The 19041-nt window shown below is 43.0% G+C and carries 14 protein-coding genes; all 14 read left to right on the top strand.

Annotation, left to right across the window (positions count from 1 at the left end; genetic code table 11):
• Positions 1–11: 11 nt before the first annotated feature.
• The 14 genes from VYM24_RS04730 to VYM24_RS04665 all read left to right on the top strand — a co-directional run bounded on the left by VYM24_RS04730 (position 12) and on the right by VYM24_RS04665 (position 18972).
• Positions 12–3341: an AAA family ATPase gene (locus tag VYM24_RS04730; RefSeq protein ID WP_330941594.1), complete on the top strand. Its 3330-nt coding sequence runs from the start codon at positions 12–14 to the stop codon at positions 3339–3341.
• A 30-nt stretch (positions 3342–3371) separates the two neighbouring features.
• Positions 3372–3998, top strand: a complete 627-nt coding sequence (locus VYM24_RS04725; RefSeq protein WP_291549666.1) for a double zinc ribbon and FHA domain-containing protein — start codon at positions 3372–3374, stop codon at positions 3996–3998.
• 62 nt (positions 3999–4060) lie between these two features.
• Positions 4061–4810 carry a PP2C family protein-serine/threonine phosphatase gene (locus VYM24_RS04720; RefSeq protein ID WP_291549664.1) on the top strand — a complete coding sequence of 250 codons (750 nt, stop codon included), beginning with the start codon at positions 4061–4063 and terminating at the stop codon, positions 4808–4810.
• 130 nt (positions 4811–4940) lie between these two features.
• Positions 4941–5522, top strand: a complete 582-nt coding sequence (locus VYM24_RS04715) for a hypothetical protein (protein WP_291549662.1) — start codon at positions 4941–4943, stop codon at positions 5520–5522.
• A gap of 305 nt (positions 5523–5827) precedes the next feature.
• Complete coding sequence (locus VYM24_RS04710; RefSeq protein WP_291549661.1) at positions 5828–6490, top strand: DUF2589 domain-containing protein; 663 nt, start codon at positions 5828–5830, stop codon at positions 6488–6490.
• Between the two features lie 71 nt (positions 6491–6561).
• Complete coding sequence (locus VYM24_RS04705; protein WP_291549658.1) at positions 6562–7194, top strand: DUF2589 domain-containing protein; 633 nt, start codon at positions 6562–6564, stop codon at positions 7192–7194.
• Between the two features lie 236 nt (positions 7195–7430).
• Positions 7431–7886 (top strand): DUF2589 domain-containing protein, encoded by a 456-nt coding sequence (locus tag VYM24_RS04700; RefSeq protein WP_291549656.1) that lies wholly within the window; start codon positions 7431–7433, stop codon positions 7884–7886.
• Between the two features lie 43 nt (positions 7887–7929).
• Complete coding sequence (locus VYM24_RS04695) at positions 7930–8388, top strand: hypothetical protein (RefSeq protein WP_291549654.1); 459 nt, start codon at positions 7930–7932, stop codon at positions 8386–8388.
• 265 nt (positions 8389–8653) lie between these two features.
• Positions 8654–10471, top strand: a complete 1818-nt coding sequence (locus VYM24_RS04690; protein WP_299090588.1) for a glycoside hydrolase family 2 protein — start codon at positions 8654–8656, stop codon at positions 10469–10471.
• Positions 10472–10492: 21 nt separating this feature from the next.
• On the top strand, positions 10493–14443 hold the full coding sequence (locus VYM24_RS04685) for a two-component regulator propeller domain-containing protein (RefSeq protein ID WP_330941593.1): 3951 nt from the start codon (positions 10493–10495) through the stop codon (positions 14441–14443).
• A 152-nt stretch (positions 14444–14595) separates the two neighbouring features.
• Positions 14596–15888 (top strand): Gfo/Idh/MocA family protein, encoded by a 1293-nt coding sequence (locus VYM24_RS04680; RefSeq protein ID WP_330941592.1) that lies wholly within the window; start codon positions 14596–14598, stop codon positions 15886–15888.
• Complete coding sequence (locus tag VYM24_RS04675; protein WP_291549647.1) at positions 15885–16133, top strand: hypothetical protein; 249 nt, start codon at positions 15885–15887, stop codon at positions 16131–16133. The genes VYM24_RS04680 and VYM24_RS04675 overlap by 4 nt, the downstream gene beginning before the upstream one ends.
• Before the next feature lie 41 nt (positions 16134–16174).
• Positions 16175–17593: a Gfo/Idh/MocA family oxidoreductase gene (locus VYM24_RS04670; protein ID WP_299090578.1), complete on the top strand. Its 1419-nt coding sequence runs from the start codon at positions 16175–16177 to the stop codon at positions 17591–17593.
• Between the two features lie 38 nt (positions 17594–17631).
• Positions 17632–18972, top strand: a complete 1341-nt coding sequence (locus VYM24_RS04665) for a 3-keto-disaccharide hydrolase (protein WP_330941591.1) — start codon at positions 17632–17634, stop codon at positions 18970–18972.
• Positions 18973–19041 lie beyond the last annotated feature (69 nt).

Below are 19041 nucleotides of genomic sequence, written 5' to 3'. Positions count from 1 at the left end.
TGAAGATGACTATGAATTGTCCGAAATGTAATAAGCCGAACCGTGAAAACGCTGTTTTCTGCAAATGGTGTGGTACCAATGTGGTTACTAAAGCTACCGAACCGCTGCGTGAGTTGGTGGGGATGGAAACTGTCAAGAACCAGTTGCAGGATTTGGTAAATACTTGTGAGTCGCTCGCTTTGCGTGCACAGCGTAGTGGCATTTCCATTCGTCTGGGCATGGATATGATTATTACGGGAAATACCGGAACTGGTAAAACCAAACTGGCAGGAGTGTTGCAAAAACTATTGTATTCCAGTGGTATTATCAAGAAGCCTGCCATGAAAGTAGTGGATGCGGTGGATTATGAGGAGTTTGCCAAAGAGTGGGAAAAGAATACCGCCGACCTGAAAGGGGGTATTCTTTGCATTGAAAATGTGCAGAAGCTTTTGCCTTCGGGTGCAGCCAATGATATCAATAAGCTTGATAAGCTGTTCAGCTGTATGGATAAGTGGAACAATGATCCGATAGTCATTCTTTCCGGGCTTTCATCGGCCTTTAAAGAGTTTCTGATATCCAATCCTGATGTGCGCAATCGCTTTGAGTATTACTTCGATCTGAAAGATTTCAGTATGGAGGAACTGAAGCAGCTTTGTATCCATGAACTCAAAAAACGTTATGGGATTGCATTGAGTGAGGAAGCGGATGCTAAATTGGAACGTGTGTTTAAGAATGAAATGCGGCAGAAATCAGATGATTTCGGGAACGGGCATTTGGCTGTGAAAAAAGCGGCTGATATCTTTGCCAATACTATCAAGCGCGATCCGAATGCATCGGTAGCCATTCCTGAGGATATTCCCGGTAAAGAGTTCCGGCAGAAGAGTTATGAGGAGATCATGGCAGAGCTGGATGAGTTTGTCGGTATCGATGAAATCAAGGCAACGGTGCAGAAAATCATTCATAAGATAGATTTTGAACGGGAACGGAAAGGTGCCGGAGCTAAACGGGAAGTCAAAGATCATTTTCTGTTCCTTGGTAATCCAGGGACGGGGAAGACTACGATTGCCCGTATCTTTGCTGATATCCTGAATTCACTGGAAGTGCTGCCCATCGGTCAGCTGGTGGAAGTTTCACGTAAGGAACTGGTTGCAGGGTATGTGGGTCAGACGGCTTTGGCGGTGGAAAAATATGTGGATATGGCTATGGGCGGAGTGCTGTTCATTGATGAAGCCTATACATTGAAGCAAGGTGATAATGACCAGTTCGGCCAGGAGGCAATTGATACGTTGCTGAAACTGGTAGAAGACCGTCGCGGGCAGTTTGTGGCTATTGCTGCCGGATATACAAAGGAGATGGGAGAATTTCTGAGATCCAACTCGGGGATGGCCTCCCGTTTCAATGAAACGGTGACTTTCCGCGACTATAAAGCCGATGAATTGACGGAAATCTTCCGCCGACAGGTGAAGAAAGAGCATCTGACTCTGGATGAAGAGGCCGAGGCATTTATCCGTAATTACTTCTCGAAGATGTACCTGACCCGTACACGCAATTTCGGTAATGCCCGTGAGGTACGGAACGCAATGGATCGTGCAATCAAGAATCAGGGAGTCCGGTTGCTGGAATTGAAGGGTACACCAGATTATGATGCGTCTATGGTGCATGTACTGACGCGTGCCGATATTGAAGGTGAAGAAAGCAGAAATATCAAGAGTCTGGACGCTGTACTTACTGAGCTGAACGAATTTGTCGGTATGGACAGCGTAAAAGCGGAAATACGTGCGCTGGCGAACAAGATAGCCATGGACAAGGAGATGATGGAAATGGGTATTGCTGACGCTGAGGTGACTCCTGTACACATTGTGCTGACGGGTAATCCGGGGACAGGTAAGACTACCATTGCCTGCAAACTGGGAGAGGTCTTTAAAGCCATCGGTCTGCTGCCTACCGATAAAGTCGTGGAAAAAGAACGTAAACATCTGATAAGTACGTATCAGAATGAGACGGCCAAACTTGTGGATAAGGCTTGTGACGAAGCAATGGGCGGTATTCTTTTCATAGATGAAGCCTATGCCCTGATGCCTATCAGTGCGGGTGGAAGTAAGGACCAGACTGGAGTGGAAGCCGTGGAGGCACTAATGACCCGAATGGTGAAGGATGCCGGGAAATTCGTGGTTATCTGTGCCGGTTATCGCGCTGAAATGGAGGAATTTGTCAATAATGCCAATCCGGGCTTCCGGCGCAGGTTTAGTAATTTTCTGCATATCGAGGACTACTCGGCAGACCAGTTGATCTGTATTTATCGCTCTCTTATCAGGAAGAAAGGGAATACACTGACACCGGATGCAGAAGAGATGCTGATTAAGTTAGTCGATGAAATGGTGACATCGAAAGATGAGAACTTTGGAAATGCCGGAGAAATGGTGAAACTCTTTGAGAAAACCAAAGCCCGCCGTGCCAACCGACTGGCACAACTACATGCCGGAGGACAGACCTTGACTTGCGAAATGTACCTGACCATCGAGGCGGAGGATATTCCGTATGATCCGCCAAAGATGATCAATGAAGAAGAGTGCATGGCGGAATTGAACCAATTGATCGGATTATCTGGCGTGAAACGTGAAGTGAAGGAAATTTCCGATTATATCAAAGTGGAGCGTGCTAAGGCGGAAGCTATGGGTAAGAAATTCCAGGGTGTAGTGGATCACTATCTCTTTGTCGGTAATCCGGGAACGGGAAAGACTACTGTGGCACGTATCATGGGAAATATTTTCTACTCATTGGGTGTATTGCCCAGCAATCGCTTGTTGGAAGTAACCCGTAAGGACCTGGTAGAAGGCTATGTGGGACAGACTGCCACTAAGACGGCACGCGTTGTGAAGCGTGCGGTGGGTGGTGTGCTTTTTATTGACGAAGCTTATTCACTGATGGGCGATAACTTCGGGCAGGAGGCTACGAATACCATTTTGCCGATGTTGCTTGATTATAAGGGGAAGATGGTTTGCATTGCTGCCGGGTATCCGCGTGAGATCCGCCAATGGATTGATACGAATTCCGGTTTGGAATCCCGCTTTACCAAGGTGATTCATTTCGAGGACTATAATCCTGATGAATTGGCGCAAATTTTTAAGATGAAGGTGAAAAAGGATAAGCTTACACTGACTTCTGAGGCAGAAAATGCCATGCATGTTTACTTTACGGACTTATATAATCGTCGTGAACGTAATTTTGCCAATGCCCGTGAAGTAAATAACTATTTCGATCGGGTGAAGAAGAACCAGAGCTCCCGTCTTCGTCACGAAATGGAGCGTCCTGATTTTGATCCGGCAAGCTACAGCATATTGTTACCTGAGGATATAGGATAATTGAATCACTAATCGTTAATCACTAAAGAAATGAGTATATTAGTCAACTGCCCCAAGTGCAGAGTTGAAATAGAAAGTGATAGTTACTATTGCGACCAATGCGGTGTCGAACTGTATATTTGTCCTCAATGCCATGTGTTTGGAAAGGGGAAACGATGCACGCAGTGCGGTCAGCCGTTAGTATCCGCTGCAAATCAAGTCGTGTCACTTGTGCATCCTTCGACTTCTTCCGTGAATTCCCCGGCTTCTTCTGTGAGTCCGGCTCCCTCTAAGGCTGTTGCACCGGAACCTTCCGGACCTGTTCACGTATGCCCGGCTTCCTCTGAGCCTGAAAAGACAATGCGTCCGGGAGTATCCGCACCTCCACTTCCTGTACGTTTGGTTTGTTCTGCCGCAGGCATTCGTTTAGGTTTGGGAAATGGTGCTGTGATTGGGCGTAGAAAGGGTGATTATGTATCTGCATTCGCTTCTCAGGGATATGTTTCCGGTACCCATGCCCGCTTACAGAAGAGTGTATCCGGACAATGGGAAATAGTGGATCTGGATTCTACCAATGGTACGTTTGTCAACGGTAACCGTCTTTCGCCGAATGTGCCTGCTGTGTTTAACATCAGAGATATCGTTCGTATAGCCAATCTTGATTTCAAGGTTGAATAGAATCGGATGGAATAGAGATAATTTAATTGTAGGTTGTAATCATTAAATCGCAGAATAGCCTTATGTTATTATTAAAATGTCAGCTTGCCAGTGATATAGGGTGTATACGTACCAATAATGAAGATATGATACTTTTCAATGGAGGACTTTATCGTGACGAAACATACGAACAAAAGTTTGAACTCATTCCTCGGGCTCGTTTTACGGCTTTTGTAGCGGATGGTATGGGTGGACACGAAGGTGGAGAATTTGCCAGTGAGTTGGCTACCCAGGCATTCGACCGTTTTATTACCGATCTTCCTTCCGGACTTTCCCATGAGGCGCTGTTCGGCGAGATAAAGAATTGGGTGAATGAAACTCATGCTCTGATAACAAACAAGGGCGTTGAACTTCCTCAATACGAGGGAATGGGAACCACTTTTGTAGGCATGTTCAGTTATGAAGAGAACATTTATATGGTGAATATCGGAGATAGCCGCCTGTATCGTTATCGTGGCGGTATTCTGAAACAGCTTTCATCGGACCATTCTATGCGGGAACTGACCGGAGATATGACTACTCCATCCAACGTAATATATAACTCTTTGGGTGCCGGAACATCTGCTTTTGCCGATTTCACCGAATTAACCGGCCAATTATTGGATGAAGATCTCTTTTTGATTTGTTCCGATGGTTTAAGTGATATGCTTACAGATGATCAGATTGAAGAAGTTCTTCAACAAGAACCTACTGCAATCAATCTGATAGAAGCTGCAAAGGCGGCAGGTGGTAGAGATAATGTGAGTGTTGTGCTTCTGCGGGTAACAGAATAGAAAGAGGTAGCGAATCAAATGAACAATGTAGGTTTATGAGTCAGCTTTTTTTGAAATATATATTGCTATTTTTCTATATTTTTATTTTCTTTGTTGTCAGATAACCGAATTTTTTAAAGTAATAGTGAAGATGCAGTTTCCATTTATCTATCTGATCGTTTTCTGTTTACTCGTGATTCTTTTCCTAGTCTGGTATATTCAGCGTACAAAGCAGCGGAAGAAGTTTCTCGAACAGGAGCATAAATACGATCAGGCTTTATTGGAAGTACATGCGATAGAGACTGAGTATTATATTTCTTTATTGAGGGATAAACAAGAAGAAACTCAAAAACTGCTTTCTCAGAAAGAAAATGAAATCAGAAAATTGGCTGATGAAAAGGCGCAATTATGCAATGTGATCTTTAAAGAGACATCTATTTATAAAACAATAGAACGGCTTAGCCGTCAAGACAAAACTAAAAACAAACAGGATTTACGTATTTTATTGGAAGATGAGCAGAAGAAACTTCGTTCTACTATTATGGAGATATACAAGGATTATATAGAGTATCTGCACCAAACCTATCCTAAATATACGGAAGACGATTGTCTATTTTCATGCCTCTCAATTTGTGGGTTAGATGATTTTACTATTGCTCTTTGCTTTGGGAATGTCAATAAGCAAATTGTGGCTCAAAGGAGGCATCGGATAAAATTGAAGGTTGCTAATTAGCCTGCTTTTTGAAGATTGTTATTACTTCTCTTTGTAAGTAAGTGATAAATAGCTAATTGTAAAAATTAGATGTTATCGCTTATATTCTCTTTTTATGCTTTTATGTCACTAACTTTGTCACATTATTAATCAGATAAGTGTGAAAGACATATGGGTGAACGCATTACTATTAGTTTTTATCCGGCGGAAAAGCCTAAGAGGGAAAAAGGATTTTTTGCTCGCTTATTCGAATGCATAAAAAGATGGATTAAGAGACTTCTGAGTTTTAGTTAACATATTTAATAACTTCTTCAAAACGCATTATTATGGATACAAATTTATTATCGATGTCGCAGCAATTCTCCGGGCTGCCAATGGAAAGCTTAATCGGAGGTCCTTTGAATGCAGCCGCTAAGGCGAATTCTGCAATGGCTCTTACTCAAACAAGATTTATGTTGGATACTTGTTTCAATATGGCGAAGAAGGATAAAGATGGGAACGACATTCCGACCCAGTATGAGCCTATCATGATTGATATGATTCTTACTAGAAGTGTTATTTCAGAGGATAAAGATGGAAAGGTTTCTGTTACCCCTGCTTCTACAAAATTCACTTTGCCTCTTTTGACTATTCTGCCAATTAATTCATTAGCTGTGGAAACTGTGGATATTAATTTTGAAATGGAAGTAAAATCAAGTTTCTCTGAAGATGATAACAAAACGTCTGAAAGCGCGAGTTCAGGTTCCGGTAGCTTTGAAACTAAATTGGGTTGGGGACCGCTATCTGTATCTATAAAAGGATCAGCCAGTTATTCTTCAAAGGATTCTGCTACTCATAATACACATTATGAAAAGAGCAATTCTGCCAAGTATACGGTAAATGTACATGCAGGTCAACTGCCGCTTCCTAAAGGAGTAAATACAATAATTGAAGCATTTACACAAGCAATTCAACCTATATCATTGACCCCTGCAAAAAAAGAAGATTAAGTAAATATTGGTGATAAACTTAATATGTAGAATTATCAAGGAAGTTTAATATCAAGTCGAAATAAACGATTATGTCTGAAAACGAGCAAGGTACATTCAAACCTCAATTTGGGGCGGAGCTTAACATTGAATCAATCATTGGCGCACCTTTGGTGGCGGCCTCGAAAGCCAATGTTATGATGCTGACCGGGCAGGCTCAGTTCTTGCTTGATTATTGCTTCACAAAAGAGGAGGGAAGTGACTTGCGACAACCTCTTATGATAGAGATGGTGCTGACTCAGCCGGTTGTTGATCATACGAAACAACCGACTGATCCGGGATACATCTCTATCAACAAAATGGCTTTTCAGGTTCCTTTACTGTGTTTATTGCCTTTAAATTCTCTTGCAATTGATAAGATCAATGTGGATTTTGATTTGGAAATCACATCAGTGGGTTCTTATGATTATAAATCGCAAGTAAATGCGGATGTGCAGCTTGTAGAGAAGAAGGCGGTTCTGAATGGAAGAATTGCTCCGGCCAAACAGGAATATAAGAAAAACTTCCGTGAACAATATGATAGCACTTTGTCAAGCCGTCTTAAAGTGAATATACATGCGGGCAGATTACCTTTGCCTAAAGGAGTATTGACTTTACTTGATTTGTATACGAAATCGATACAGCCCATACAAAAGATAGATAAACAGTCGGAAAAAGAAGAATAGAAGTATGATAGATCAATATATCCCATGTCCGGTATGCAGGACTCAAATACCCGTTGATTTGCATTTACTAATCCAAGGCGTACAATTTTCATGCCCTAACTGTCAAGCGGCGATTGGGCTAGCGTCGGAAAGCCGCTCGGTAGTGAGTGAGGCAGTCGACAACTTTGAAAAGTTGAAGAAGATAGCACCTCAGAAAAAGTAAAATAGCATAGTGTCGAATCATAAAATTCATCGATATGATTAGCTTTAAATTGTTTGTAGAGGCTATCCATCATGCCATTGTAAGTGCCAGCGACTCACTGATGGATAAGAATGAAGGTTTGCTGGATAAGTATTTTGAAAAGCCTGTTGACGGGGAGGGGAAAAATAAAGGGGCATTGGTTCCGAAGATAGTGCAACTTGAATATCCTGCTTTGGATGATACCGGAGCAGTTATTACTACAACAGTTCAGGTCCCTTTAATCACATTGGTGCCTGTTACAGCTTCTAAAATAGAGAAGGCTACTGTGACGGCAGAATTTGCCTTGGAAGTTATAAATGATGAACTACAGATCAGCTTCCCTAATAAAAAAATATCAGAAAATGCTACGGTGGGAAAATTGGAGATTGTTATTTCGCCACAAGAATTAACGGATGGACTGGAATTGATTATCGAGGGATATGCAAATGCTTTGAAACGGCAGATTACCTGACAGGCAAGGAAGTTTCAATTGTTAATTTTAAAAAGTAATTACTATGAGTGTGTATAAATGCAAGCATTTTAAGATTCAGGAATTAGTCTGCAACCATGTGATGCAGCACTATTCGGAGGAACAAATCTGGTCTTTTTTAGATGAAGACTTAAAGAAAACTCTGGATATTATCCGTGAAAGGCTGAATTTGCCTCTTACTATTAATCAACCCAAAATGGGGACCTTTCAAAGAGGACTAAGATGTCATCTATGCGATCTTGTGAAGAATAATAAGAGCCCATACATTTCGGCTCATATACAAGGTAAGGCCGTTGATATATTGCTACCTGCGAATTGTGGCATAACTGCGGAGGATGCAAGGCATAAAATCGAAGGATTTGCTGATGAATTGCCTTGTAATATTCGTTTTGAGCATCGGCAAAAGGGTATTCTTATTTCGTGGGTACATATAGATGTCAGAGATAATGCCGATAATAAGAAAGTGTATTGGTTTGATGTTTAAAATTTATTGAATATAAGGAATTTTATGTAGTATCCATTCAGACTGGAAGTATCTTCATGATTCTGGTTGTTATATCATTCTTCTATAATCTCCCGTCTATTTAATTTCTTGCTATTGATCTCGCCAATTAGTGTGTTTTTCCTATATATCTTTCTATCTTAGCGAATAAATGGAAAGATTCTTGCATTTATTGAGTCAATTACGTTATTCTGAAAATGAATTTGTGGCTAACTTTGCTTCCAAACATTAAATAGAGTTACATACCATGAAAAAATTATTCATCTCGTTATTTTTAGTAACGTTTTTTATTTTGGAGAGTTCGGCTCAATGGAAACCGGCCGGAGATAGAATAAAGACAAAGTGGGCAGAACAGATCAATCCTTCCGATGTATTGCCCGAGTATCCAAGGCCCATCATGCAGCGTAATGACTGGAAAAATTTGAATGGTTTGTGGGATTATGCTGTTATTGATAAAGGTGGACGTATCCCAACTGATTTTGAAGGCAAGATTCTCGTACCTTTTGCTATAGAATCGTCTTTGTCCGGAGTGGGAAAGAGAGTGAACGAAAATCAGGAAGTAATCTATCAACGGAGCTTTGAGATACCTTCAGCCTGGAAAGGAAAACAGGTTCTGTTACATTTTGGTGCCGTTGACTGGAAAACCGATGTATGGGTGAACGATATTAAGGTTGGAAGTCATACCGGAGGATTTACTCCATTCTCCTTTGATATAACTCCTGCTTTGTCAACTAAAGGCAGCAATCGCTTGGTCGTAAAGGTTTGGGACCCTACGGACAGAGGCCCTCAACCACGTGGTAAACAAGTCAGCAGACCGGAAGGTATCTGGTACACTCCTGTAACGGGTATCTGGCAAACTGTATGGCTGGAACCTGTTGCTGGTAAACATATTGAAGATCTTCGTATTACTCCTGATATTGACCGTCACCTGTTAACGGTAAAAGCTGAACTGAACGCCAACAGCACATCAGATTTCGTAGAGGTGAATGTGTATGATGGTAATCAATTAATTGCTGCCGGTAAGAGTATAAATGGAGAACCTGTAGAAGTGGAGATGCCTGAAAATGCAAAACTGTGGAGTCCTGATTCTCCTTTTCTCTATACTTTGGAAGTTACTTTAAAAGAGGGGAATAAGATTGTAGATAAGGTGGATAGCTATGCGGCTATGCGTAAATATTCCACTCGCAGGGATGCCAATGGTATCGTACGTTTGGAACTGAATAATGAAGCACTGTTCCAGTTTGGTCCGCTTGATCAAGGTTGGTGGCCTGACGGTCTGTATACGGCTCCTACGGATGAAGCTTTGCTATACGACATTCAGAAGACAAAAGATTTCGGTTATAATATGATCCGTAAACATATTAAAGTAGAGCCTGCCCGTTGGTATACGCATTGCGACCAGCTTGGAATCATCGTGTGGCAAGACATGCCGAGTGGTGACCGTGGTCCGCAATGGCAGAACCGGAAGTACTTTGACGGTACGGAAATGAAGCGTTCAGCCGAATCAGAAGCTTATTATCGCAAAGAATGGAAAGAAATAATGGATTGTCTGTATTCTTATCCTTGCATTGGTACCTGGGTGCCATTTAATGAGGCTTGGGGACAGTTTAAGACCGTTGAAATTGCTGAATGGACGAAACAATATGATCCAACCCGTTTGGTGAATCCGGCAAGTGGCGGTAATCATTATACTTGTGGTGACATGCTTGATCTGCATAATTATCCGGCACCTGAAATGTACTTGTATGATGCTCAGCGTGCAACTGTCCTGGGTGAATACGGTGGTATCGGTCTTGTTCTGAAGGATCATATCTGGGAGCCGAACCGCAACTGGGGTTATGTTCAGTTTAACTCTTCCAAGGAAGCTACGGATGAATATGTGAAGTATGCCGATATGCTGTATAAGATGGTAGACAGAGGATTCTCAGCAGCTGTCTATACACAAACTACTGACGTGGAAGTGGAAGTGAATGGCCTGATGACCTATGACCGTAAGGTTATTAAGCTGGATGAAAAGCTGGCTAAAGAAATAAATACACGTATCTGTAATTCGTTGAAAAAGTAATCTTCCGGGAAGGAGGAGGTTATGAGCCGAACGATTATAAAGCTTTTCTTTTATTTGTGCATATTGACGGCGTTGCCGTCATATGCACAAAATGCTGTTCATTACTATTTTAAGACAATGGACATCCGGAACGGTCTTTCACAAAATACGGTATATCAGATTTTGCAGGACAGAAAAGGCTTTATGTGGTTTGGGACTAAAGACGGTCTGAACCGTTATGATGGTCTATCCTACTGCGTATACAAAAAGGAAAATTCCGGTTTAGGCAAGAATTTCATTACTGCACTTTATGAAGACCATGAAGGGAATATCTGGATAGGGACGGATGGGGGAGTCTTTATCTATAATCCGGTGCTTGATTCTTTCACAGTTTTCAATCAGACGAGTGATAAAGGAACTGTCATTAAAGATTTCGTAACCATGATTGGAAGCGATGAATACGATAATATTTGGATATCGGTGGAGAATCAGGGCTTGTTTTGCTACAATCATGAGAAAAAGTTGCGGAATTATCTGTATGATTCGGGTATGTCCAATGTAGCTCGTTTCTGGCTTAACGAAAATATCTGCTGGTTGGCTTTGTATGCTGACAATCTTTACTACACAAAGGATAATTTAGAGGAGCCGCTACAACCTTTTAAGGATGCAGATGGTAATGAGATATTTAAAGGAGATATCATCAACTGGCATGTCAGGGGGCCGCACAATTGCGTTTATATAGCTTCGGTTAATGGATTGACTGAGATAAACTTTACCACCGGTAAAACTCGCAGATTACTGGACGCCTATGTGCGCGTGTTGCAGTTCAAATCCGATGACGAGCTGTGGGTAGGTACGGAGTCTGGCCTGTATATATACAACCTGGCAAATGATAAGGTGACACATCTGTCGGTTCCTGATCAGGATGATTCTTATGCATTGTCGGATAATGCCATTTATTCACTGTGCCGCGATAAGGAAAATGGTATGTGGATAGGTTCATATTTCGGTGGTGTGAACTATTATCCGTATCAATGGACTTATTTTGAGAAGTTCTATCCGAGGGATGATCTCAGGAACTTCGGGCGTCGAGTGCGAGAAATATGCGAAAGCAATGACGGTACGTTGTGGATAGGTACCGAAGATAAGGGGCTATTCAATTATGACCCTACAAACGGTAAAATAGTGCCTTTTGATCATCCTGCCATTTACAAGAATGTTCATGGACTTTGCCTGGATGGAGATGATCTATGGGTGGGTACCTTTTCGGGTGGATTAAACCGGGTGAATTTGCATACCAGACAAGTGAAACATTATTCCAGAGGTGAAACTCAGAACTCAATGTCTGCTAATGATGCTTTTACCATTTGCAAAACGACTATAGGCGATGTTTGGATCGGTACAACGGCCGGTCTACTGAAATACAACCGCTCTTCTGACGATTTTACACGTATTGCTGAATTGAAGAGTATGTTTACTTATGATATATTGGAGGATTTCAACGGTAATCTTTGGTTTGCTACTTTCTCCAATGGAGTCTTTTGCTACAATGTCCGAAGTCAGAAGTGGAAGAATTACCTGTCGAATGAAAAAGATTCCGCTTCGCTCTCTTACAATAAGGTGATCAGTATCTATGAAGACAGCAGAAAACGCCTGTGGTTTATGACCTTGGGCGAGGGCTTCTGCCGTTATAATCCGGAGACGGATAACTTCACCCGCTATGATATGTCGAAAGGTTTTCCAAGTAATACTATCTATAAGATGGTGGAGGATAAGCGGGGAAATCTCTGGCTTACGACTAATAACGGTCTTGTTTGCTTCAATCCGGAGACAGAGAGCAAGCATGTCTATACCATGGCCAACGGATTGTTGAGCAACCAGTTCAATTTCCAGTCCGGATATTGTGACAAGAAAGGATGTATTTACTTGGGGAGTATCAATGGATTTATAGCTTTTGACCCTGAAACTTTTGTTGAGAATACTTTTCTTCCTCCGGTGGTCATTACTGATTTTTATTTATTCAACAAGCGGTTATCGGTAGATAGCCCGGATTCTCCCATGAAGAAGAGTATCACTTATTCAGATGAAATAGAACTTGATGCCAATCAGAATTCCTTTTCTCTTCAGGTGGCCGCTTTAAGTTATCAGGCTCCCGAGATGAATCGGTTAGAGTATAAACTGGAGGGTTTTAACAGTGAATGGTATACGGTAGGTAGGAACTCCATGATCAATTACTCCAATCTGCCTTACGGAAGTTATACGTTGCGTATAAAGGGATCTAATAGCGACGGTAAATGGAATGAAGCGCAACGTGTGCTTAAAATACGTATTCGACCTCCTTTTTATTTGTCTACCTGGGCCTATGTCGTTTATGTACTATTGGCTTTATGTTCTCTGGTTGCCGTTATTTTCTATTTTAGGAGGAGGACCCAACAGAAGCATCAGCAGACCATGGAGAAGTTTGAGCGTGAGAAGGAGAGGGAACTGTACACGGCTAAAATAGATTTCTTCACGAATGTAGCTCATGAGATACGTACACCGCTTACACTTATAAAGAGTCCGCTTGAGAATGTGTTGTCGTCCAAATCGGTATCCGATGAAATCAGGGATGATTTGGAGATAATGGACCTGAATACGAACCGGCTGCTCGATCTGGTCAATCAGTTGCTCGATTTCAGAAAAACGGAGACGCAAGGATTTCAACTGAATTTTGTGGAATGTGATGTGTCGGATATCCTGCAAAAGACGTGTAAGCGTTTTAGGCTTTCGGCACGTCAGAAAGAATTGGAATTTGTTATTGACTCTCCCGAAACGGCGTATGCTTCGGTCGATAAGGAAGGATTGACCAAGATTATCAGTAATCTGCTTTCCAATGCTATCAAGTATTCTGAAACTTATATCCGCGTTAGGCTGTATATGGAAGAAGACAAACTGTTGTTTTCGGTTTGTAATGACGGTCCTGTTGTTCCGGCAAAAATGCGTGAAGAGATTTTTAAGCCGTTCATCCAGTATAAGGAGGGAGTCTTGAGCTCCGTATCCGGTACCGGTATTGGGTTGGCATTAGCCCGTTTGCTTGCCGAACTGCATGAAGGTACATTATATATGGAAGATTCCATGGAATGTAATTGTTTCCTGTTATCACTTCCGCTGAGGCATGTACAAACTGTCACAATAGAGCGAAAAGAACCGGTAATGAATGAAGAATCATCCGGAGAAGGGGAACCGGGAACCGGTCGTAAACAATGTCGGTATACTCTGTTGGTTGTAGAAGATAGTTTGGAGATGCGGTTGTTTGTGACCAAACAATTGTCATCGGAATATCAGGTGCTGACAGCCGTCAATGGTATAGAAGCATTGAAAGTATTGGGAGAACATACGGTCAATCTGGTTATTTCTGATATTATGATGCCCGAGATGGATGGATTGGAACTGTGTGAACATCTGAAGTCGGAACTCGATTATAGTCATATTCCCATTATATTATTGACAGCTAAAACCACCCTTCAAGCAAAAATAGAAGGTATGAGGCTTGGTGCGGACGTTTACATAGAAAAACCGTTCTCTGTGGAATACCTGAGAGTGTGTGTGTCTAACTTGTTGAGTAACCGCGAGAAGTTGCGAGTTTCTTTTGCTCATTCTCCTTTTGTACAAGCTAACAGTATGGCGATGACTAAAGCAGACGAAACCTTTCTTAAAACATTGAAAGAAGTAGTTGTGGCCAATATGCAAAATCCTGAATTCTGTCTTGATGATATGGCGAGCCTGCTGAATATGAGCCGTTCGAGCCTGAACCGGAAAATAAAAGGGATATTGGATTTGACCCCGAATGATTACATTCGTCTGGAACGTCTGAAGAAGGCGGCACAGCTGTTACAGGAAGGAGAATGTAAGATCAATGAAGTGTGTTACATGACTGGGTTCAATACTCCTTCTTACTTCACAAAATGCTTCCAGAAGCAGTTCGGAGTTCTGCCTAAGGACTTTATAAAGTGACAACAAGGGCGATTGGTACTATTTTCGCATTGTTTGGATAAATATTTATACTCTATATCTCAGAATTTTGCTATTTTTGGACTGTCATTTTATATCGCTGTTCCGCTTTCAGTAAAAAGACGGGAAATAGGCTTTATTTTAAAGATTTTATTATGAAAAATACATTGATCAGCAGGAGAGAGTTTCTGAAAGATATAGGGATGATTGGAGCCGGAGTGCTGCTATCAGCGAGCCCTTGGCTTTCTGTCTTTTCGGAAGTTGTAGAGACATCCGGTGAAAAGTGCCGTCTGGCTATCATCGGTCCGGGTTCAAGAGGACGTTTTTTGATGAGCTTCCTGGTACAGAATCCTAAAGTAGAAATTGTGGCATTGTGCGATATCTACCAGCCTTCTATTGAAAAAGCACTGGAACTGGCTCCGAAAGCTAAAGTTTATGACGATTACCGGAAAATACTGGAAGATAAAACCGTTGATGCCGTACTGGTAGCTACCCCTCTTAATTCCCATTGCCAGATTGTGCTGGATGCTTTTGATGCCGGCAAGCACGTGTTCTGTGAGAAATCCATAGGCTTTACGATGGAAGAATGTTTCCGCATTTACAGTAAGCACATCAGTACGGGCAAAATATTTTTTACCGGGCAGCAACGTCTTTTCGATCCGCGATACATCAAGGTCATGGAAATGGTTCATGCCGGCACTTTCGGTGAGATAAACGCCATCCGTACTTTCTGGAACCGGAATGGAGACTGGAGGCGTGAAGTGCCTTCACCTGACCTGGAACGTCTGATTAACTGGCGTCTGTACCGTGAATATTCCAAAGGACTGATGACCGAACTGGCTTGCCATCAGTTACAGATAGGGAGCTGGGCACTGCAGAAGCTTCCCGAGAAAGTGATGGGGCATGGGGCTATCACCTATTGGAAAGACGGTAGGGAAGTATATGATAATGTAAGTTGCATATATGTGTTCGATGACGGAGTGAAGATGACATTTGATTCTGTCATATCCAATAAATTCTATGGTTTGGAAGAACAGATCATGGGTAATCTGGGGACGGTGGAACCGGAGAAAGGCAAATACTTCTTTGAAAGTGTCCCTCCCGCACCCGGATTTTTGCAGATGATTAACGAATGGGAGAATAAAGTGTTTGATTCCTTACCTTTTGCCGGAACAAGCTGGGCACCGGAAACCGCCAATGAAAACAAAGGGGAATTCATTCTGGGAGAACGGCCTAAATCGGATGGCACTTCTTTGTTATTAGAAGCTTTTGTTGAGGCTGTCATTACCCGTAGGCAGCCTGAACGCATAGCCGAAGAGGGCTATTATGCAAGTATGCTTTGCCTGTTGGGCGATCAGGCTTTACAGGAAGAACGGGTACTATACTTCCCCGATGAATATAAAATCAATTACCTGAATCATCAAGCTAAAACACCTCAAGCCGTATGAAAAACACAGTCATTACCGCCCGCCGGAAAAAGATGGAACTGCTGACTTTGCTGGCGTGCTTCATTATCGGCAATCTGGCAAATCTGTATGCCATAATTTCTTATGAGACACCTTTCTCGGAGATGCTGACATCCTTTTTCTATGTCCTCGCGTTTTCGGGCGTGCTTTATGTCTTTTGGACAATCCTGCGTATTCTGTTCTATGGGATAAGAAGTCTGTTTTTGAAGAAAAGAGATGCGGCCTGAAGATGCTCAAGATTCAGTAACTTAATTAATACCAATGATATATGACGACACGAAGAGATTTTTTGAAAACGATGACAATGGCTTCTGCCGGGCTGGCATTCGGAGCCGGTGATGTGTTGGGAGCCCGTGCCTCCACGACGCAAAGAAAAGTGACGGATAAAGTGAAGATTGCCTATATAGGCATTGGAAACCGTGGCGAACAGATTATCGGTGATTTTGCCCGTACCGGTATGGTAGAAGTCGTGGCTCTGTGCGATGTGGATATGGGAGCCGCTCACACCCAGAAAGTGATGAACCAGTATCCTAAGGCGAAGCGTTTCCGCGATTTCCGTCAGATGTTTGACAAGGCGGGCAATGATTTTGATGCGGTAGCCATAGCAACCCCCGACCATTCACATTTCCCTATCAGTATGCTGGCTTTGGCATCAGGCAAACATGTGTATGTGGAGAAGCCTCTGGCACGTACTTTCTATGAAGGAGAATTGCTGATGCAAGCTGCGCTGAAACGTCCGAACCTGGCTACGCAGGTCGGTAACCAAGGGCATTCGGAAGCCAACTATTTTCAGTTCAAGGCGTGGATGGATGCCGGTATTATCAAGGATGTAACGGCTGTGACGGCACATATGAATAACCCCCGCCGCTGGCACAAATGGGATACCAATATCTATAAGTTCCCTTCCGGCCAGCAACTGCCGAAGGATATGGAGTGGGATGCCTGGTTGGGAGTGACTCCTTATCACGAATATAACAAAGACTACCATCTGGGACAGTGGCGCTGCTGGTACGATTTCGGAATGGGCTGTCTGGGCGATTGGGGTGCGCATATCCTGGATACGGTTCACGAATTCCTGGAATTGGGATTGCCCTACGAAGTGTCTATGAAATACGCCAACGGACATAATGACTATTTCTTCCCTTATTCTTCCACTATCCTGTTCCGTTTCCCTCAACGTAAGGGTATGCCGCCGGTTGACATTACATGGTATGACGGTCTGGACAATCTTCCTCCTATCCCTGCCGGTTATGGTGTATCCGGTCTGGATCCTAATATCCCTTCAACTAATCAGGGAGATACGCCGGTATCCCAATTGAATCCCGGAAAGATTATCTATACAAAGGATTTGATCTTTAAGGGCGGAAGCCATGGCAGCACACTCTCCATAATCCCGGAGGAGAAGGCTAAGGAAATGGCAGGCAAGCTGCCGGAAGTACCTAAGAGTCCGTCGAATCATTTCGAAAATTTCCTGTTGGCTTGTATGGGACAGGAAAAGACCCGCTCACCGTTTGAAATTAACGGTGTGCTGGGGCAGGTATTCTCATTGGGAGTGATTGCGCAACGTCTCAATACGCAAATATTCTTTGATCCCCGCACCAGGCAGATTACGAATAATGAGTTTGCGAATGCAATGTTGACCGGCGTACCGCCTCGTAAGGGATGGGATGAGTTCTATAAACTGTAATTGCATAGTATTAAATAATCAATAGAAGAAATATCAATATGAAAAAGAATTATTTGTTGCTTTTGTTAGTGTTTTGTGCCTCCGTTGTTTCAGCGCAGGACTGGGAGCCTCTTTTCAATGGGAAGAATCTGAGTGGCTGGAAGAAGCTGAATGGTAAAGCCGAATACAAGGTGGTGGATGGTGCTATTGTCGGCATTTCGAAGATGGGAACGCCTAACACATTTCTGGCTACAAAGAAGACGTATGGTGATTTTATCTTGGAGTTTGATTTCAAAGTAGATGATGGCTTGAATTCGGGCGTGCAGCTGCGCAGTGAAAGCAGGAAAGACTATCAAAAAGGACGCGTGCACGGCTATCAGTTTGAAATTGATCCCTCCAAGCGCGCCTGGTCGGGTGGCATCTATGATGAGGCCCGTCGTAACTGGCTTTATCCGCTGACACAAAATCCGGCGGCTAAAAGTGCTTTCAGGAACAATGAGTGGAATAAGGCCCGTATCGAGGCTATAGGTAATTCTATCGCTACCTGGATCAATGGAGTGCCTTGTGCCAATATCTGGGACGATATGACCCCTGCCGGTTTTATTGCTTTGCAAGTACACGCTATCGGTAATGCCGCCGATGAAGGAAAAACAGTCAGCTGGAAGAATATCCGCATTTGTACGACAGACGTAGAGCGCTACCAGACGGATCGGAAAGCTCCGGAGATAAATGTTATCCCCAATACCATCTCTCCGAACGAAGCAAAAGAAGGTTGGACGCTCCTTTGGGACGGCCAGACTTCGGAAGGTTGGAGAGGAGCCCGGTTGAACTCTTTTCCTGAAAAGGGCTGGAAAATGGAAAACGGCATTCTGAAAGTGATGAAGAGCGGTGGCGCTGAATCTGCCAACGGTGGCGACATCGTAACCACTAAAAAATACAAGAACTTTATCCTGAAGGTAGACTTCAAGATCACTGAAGGCGCTAACAGTGGTGTGAAATATTTCGTTAGCCCCGATATGAATAAGGGAGCCGGTTCTGCTATCGGTTGCGAGTTCCAGATTCTTGACGATGACAAGCATCCCGATGCCAAATTGGGTGTGAAAGGAAACCGCACATTGGGTTCACTTTACGATTTGATTCCCGCTCCGGCGGACAAGCCTTTCAACAAGAAAGATTTCAATACGGCTACGATTATCGTGAGGGGTGACCACGTAGAGCATTGGCTGAATGGCGTGAAGCTCATCGAATACACACGCCAGAACCAGATGTGGGATGCACTGGTTGCATATAGCAAATACAGAGATTGGCCCAACTTCGGTAATTGGGAATCCGGCAATATCCTTCTGCAAGACCATGGCGATGAAGTTTGGTTTAAGAATATAAAGATCAAAGAGTTGTAATTAATAGTATGTCTTTGAAAAGGGTGAGTTGCAGAATTGCGGCTTGCCCTTTCATTTTTCTTTAGGAAA

The organism is Bacteroides sp. MSB163 (genome assembly GCF_036416795.1).
In the GTDB taxonomy this organism is placed as follows: Bacteria; Bacteroidota; Bacteroidia; order Bacteroidales; family Bacteroidaceae; genus Bacteroides; species Bacteroides maternus.
Note: the sequence above shows the minus strand (reverse complement) of the source record. Positions and strands in the feature narration are given on the sequence as shown.